The 3,904-nt window shown below is 42.6% G+C and carries 3 protein-coding genes; 2 read left to right on the top strand and 1 reads right to left on the bottom strand.

Going from position 1 to position 3,904, the window contains the following annotated elements; all coding sequences use genetic code 11:
- Positions 1-276 precede the first annotated feature (276 nt).
- The gene (gene ccpA / locus QM959_RS09375; protein WP_049521372.1) at positions 277-1,287 is read left to right on the top strand and encodes a catabolite control protein A; all 1,011 of its coding nucleotides are present in this window, start codon (positions 277-279) and stop codon (positions 1,285-1,287) included.
- A gap of 51 nt (positions 1,288-1,338) precedes the next feature.
- On the opposite strand, the gene QM959_RS09370 is transcribed toward ccpA, so the two are convergent.
- Positions 1,339-2,301: an asparaginase gene (locus tag QM959_RS09370; RefSeq protein ID WP_247935021.1), complete on the bottom strand. Its 963-nt coding sequence runs from the start codon at positions 2,299-2,301 to the stop codon at positions 1,339-1,341.
- Positions 2,302-2,366: 65 nt separating this feature from the next.
- Between QM959_RS09370 and QM959_RS09365 the strand changes: the two genes are divergently transcribed.
- Positions 2,367-3,752: a Cof-type HAD-IIB family hydrolase gene (locus QM959_RS09365; RefSeq protein ID WP_247935020.1), complete on the top strand. Its 1,386-nt coding sequence runs from the start codon at positions 2,367-2,369 to the stop codon at positions 3,750-3,752.
- The last annotated feature ends 152 nt before the right edge of the window (positions 3,753-3,904 follow it).

The following is a 3,904-nucleotide window of genomic DNA, read 5'->3' as shown; positions in this document are numbered from 1 at the left end:
TTTATGTTTTGTCATAGTAGACCTCATTTCTAACTCAAACGTCTCATACTTAATTCCACCATAAAAATCCGTTTTAGACTAACTTCCACTTTGGTCAGACAAGTGGAAGTTACTTTGAGAAGTTATCCTATGAAATTTTTTTCAAACAATCTTCAAAAAATGCTTGAAAGTGTTTACAATTAGTGATAAAATGGAATAAGTAGAATCATGAAAACGAAATTTTCATACCGTCTCTTTTTTAGAGTCTCGTGAGGTATGAAATAGAAAGGAAATGGAATGAATACAGACGATACAGTAACGATTTATGATGTCGCCCGTGAAGCAGGAGTTTCAATGGCGACGGTTAGCCGTGTAGTCAATGGCAATAAGAATGTAAAAGAGAATACTCGTAAAAAAGTGCTTGAGGTGATTGACCGTTTGGATTACCGTCCAAATGCAGTGGCGCGTGGTCTTGCAAGTAAAAAGACAACCACTGTCGGTGTCGTGATCCCCAATATTACCAATGGCTATTTCTCAACGCTTGCTAAAGGGATTGACGATATCGCTGAAATGTACAAGTACAACATCGTCCTTGCTAATAGTGATGAGGATGATGACAAGGAAGTTTCAGTTGTCAATACACTGTTTTCTAAGCAAGTGGATGGTATCATCTTTATGGGCTATCACTTGACTGAAAAAATTCGTTCAGAGTTTTCTCGTTCTCGGACACCAGTTGTTCTTGCAGGAACTGTGGATGTAGAACATCAGCTTCCAAGTGTCAATATTGACTACAAACAAGCTACGATTGATGCAGTGAGCTACCTTGCTAAAGAAAATGAGCGCATTGCTTTCGTTAGTGGTCCACTAGTGGATGATATCAATGGTAAGGTTCGTTTAGTTGGCTACAAGGAAGCCTTGAAAAAAGCAGGGATTTCTTATAGCGAAGGATTGGTATTTGAATCCAAATACACTTATGAAGACGGTTATGCCTTGGCAGAACGCTTGATTTCATCAAATGCAACTGCAGCAGTTGTAACAGGTGATGAATTGGCAGCAGGTGTCTTGAATGGTTTGGCTGATCACGGTGTGTCTGTGCCAGAAGAATTTGAAATCATTACTAGTGATGATTCACAAATCTCACGCTTTACCCGTCCAAACTTGACAACTATTGCTCAACCTCTTTATGACCTTGGTGCCATTAGTATGCGTATGTTGACTAAGATTATGCACAAGGAAGAGTTGGAAGAACGTGAAGTTCTCTTACCTCATGGTTTGACAGAACGTCGTTCAACACGAAAACGTAAATAGAACAAATCAGGGAATCGTGCAGATTTCCTGATTTGTTTTTATAGAAGGGAGTTAGCCTTCCATATAGTCTTTCAAAGCCTGCCCTGTTAGTCCAGCATTGAGGGCAATGAGGAGTTTCAAGCGGGCTTTTTGGGCGTTGAGTTCTTTAACAAAGAAGACGCCTGCCTTTTGCAACTGCACGCCCCCACCTTGGTAGGCATAAACAGGTTCAGCAATACCGTTAAAGCATCGTGAAACCAGGGCGACTGGGATTCCTTTTTGCAGAAGGTTTTCTAATTTTTGAGCCGTTTCCTTGGGAATATTGCCCGCTCCGAAGGCTTGGATAATCAAACCGTCCAATTGTTCCAAATCCAGCATATCAATCAGCTCATCTGTCATACCAGCATAAGCTGAGATGATAGGTACTAAGCCTTGTATGTGATCAAGGTCAAAGCGAACACGAGGTTCAGCTGTTTTGAAGTAGAGTATTTCCTGTTTCATGATGAGACCAAGGGGGCCGTGGGTAGGAGTCTGAAAAGTACTAACATTGGTCGTATGTGTTTTGGTAACATACTTGGCGGCGTGGATTTCATCGTTCATAACGACTAAAACCCCTTTGTCAGCAGCCTTGTCATCGCTAGCCACCCGCAAAGCACTCAGATAATTATAAACACCGTCACTGCCGAGTTCGTTGGAGCTACGCATGGCACCTGTTAGAACGATAGGCATGTGGGGAACTTCCATGGTATCAAGGAAATAGGCAGTTTCCTCTAATGTATCGGTCCCGTGTGTAATCACCACCCCATCGTAGTTAGCGGCTTCCTCTTTGATTTTTTGGTAGAGGGCCAGCATATGCTTGGGTTTGATATGGGGGCTTGGCAGGTTAAAAAAGTCTAAGGCGTGAACTTGGATTCCCTCAAGAGGATTGGACACATGGTTCATGGGATTATCTGAACTCGTCACAACAGCGCCAGAAGCATCGGCCTGCATGGAAATAGTCCCACCTGTATGTAAAACAAGGATTTTCTTAGGCATGATTTACTCACTCTTTCTGAAATGTGGTATAATCATTGTATCACAAAAGGGGAGATTGGGATAGGATGGAAGTCAAAGCTGTTTTTTTTGATATCGATGGAACCTTGGTAAACGATCGCAAGAGTGTTTTGAAATCCACTAAGGACGCGATTAAGATTGTCAAAGAGCAAGGGGTGCTAGTTGGTGTAGCGACAGGACGAGGACCTTTTTTTGTTAAGGAATTGATGGACGATTTGGATCTGGATTTTGCGGTAACCTACAATGGCCAGTATATTTTTAATAAAGAAAGAGTCTTGTTCACGAGCCCTATTTCCAAGTTACATTTGCGCCATCTCATTTCGTATGCTAAAAAAGAGGGCAAGGAGATTGCCCTAGGGACCAAGGATGCCATGCTGGGTTCCAAAATCATGTCTTTTGGTCTGGGTTCTTTTTCCCAACGAATCAGTCGCTTCGTTCCCTCTGTTTTAACTCGGACGGTGAGTCATTCCTTTAATCGTATGGTCAGCAAGGTTGTTCCCCAAAAGGAGGAAGACCTGCTTCACCTGATGAATCAGCCTATCTACCAAGTTTTGATGCTGATGACGCCCGAAGAGTCTGAGAAGGCAGCAACTGATTTTCAAGACTTGAAATTGACACGTAGCAATCCTTTTGCAGCGGATGTCATCAATCAAGGAAACTCTAAATTGGAAGGCATTCGCCGAGTTGGGAAGGAATATGGCTTTGACCTCAACCAAGTGATGGCCTTTGGTGACTCAGATAACGACTTAGAAATGCTAGCGGGTGTCGGTATGTCGGTCGCTATGGGAAATGGTAGTAGCAGTGTCAAGGAAGTTGCCAAGCACATCACTACCAGCAATCAGCAAGACGGAATCCACAAGGCCTTGGAACATTTTGGTGTTCTGGCTTCAGAAAAAGTCTTTGTCAGCCGTGACTATCATTTCAATAAGGTCAAGACCTTCCATCACATGATGGATGAACGGACCCAAGAAGAACCTCGAGCTTGGGATTTAGAAGGTGCAACCCACAGGGCTGGCTTTAAAATAGAAGAATTGGTGGAGTTTGTTAGAGCTGCCAGCTCTTCTGAAGAGGATTTTGGTCAAGCTGTATCGCAACTTCATCAAGCTCTTGATAAGGCAGCAGATAAAGTAGCTAAGAAGACGCCTGCCCAGCAAGATTTGATAGGCCAGGTGGATGCCTTGATTGATACACTTTATTTCACCTATGGTAGTTTTGTCTTGATGGGGGTGGACCCAGAACGTATTTTTGATATTGTCCATCAGGCTAATATGGGGAAAATTTTCCCAGATGGCAAGGCTCATTTTGATCCAGTGACCCACAAAATCTTAAAGCCAGATGATTGGGAAGAAAAGTATGCTCCAGAACCTGCTATCAAAAAGGAACTGCAGCGTCAGCTCAAGGCTTATGAACGCCATAAAGAAAGACAAAAATAAGAAAAGGAGCTCTAAGCTCCTTTTCTCAGATTGAAGACAAAGTCCTTAGAACACAAGTTTCTAAGGGCTTTTCTTTGTGTAAAGTCGTATAATAGAGGTAAGAAGAGTTGTGAGGTAATCCCTATGTTTCACAAAGAAAAACCTGATTATAA

The sequence above is a fragment of the Streptococcus mitis genome, from assembly GCF_047459985.1.
GTDB lineage: Bacteria > Bacillota > Bacilli > Lactobacillales > Streptococcaceae > Streptococcus > Streptococcus mitis_DZ.
The sequence above is the reverse complement of the archived record's forward strand: the minus strand, read 5'-3'. Positions and strand labels throughout refer to the sequence as shown.

Coding starts and splice junctions, on each gene's coding strand:
- ccpA (WP_049521372.1), top strand. CDS start 277: ATGAATACAGACGATACAGTAACGATTTATGATGTCGCCCGTGAAGCA.
- QM959_RS09370 (WP_247935021.1), bottom strand. CDS start 2,301: ATGCCTAAGAAAATCCTTGTTTTACATACAGGTGGGACTATTTCCATG.
- QM959_RS09365 (WP_247935020.1), top strand. CDS start 2,367: ATGGAAGTCAAAGCTGTTTTTTTTGATATCGATGGAACCTTGGTAAAC.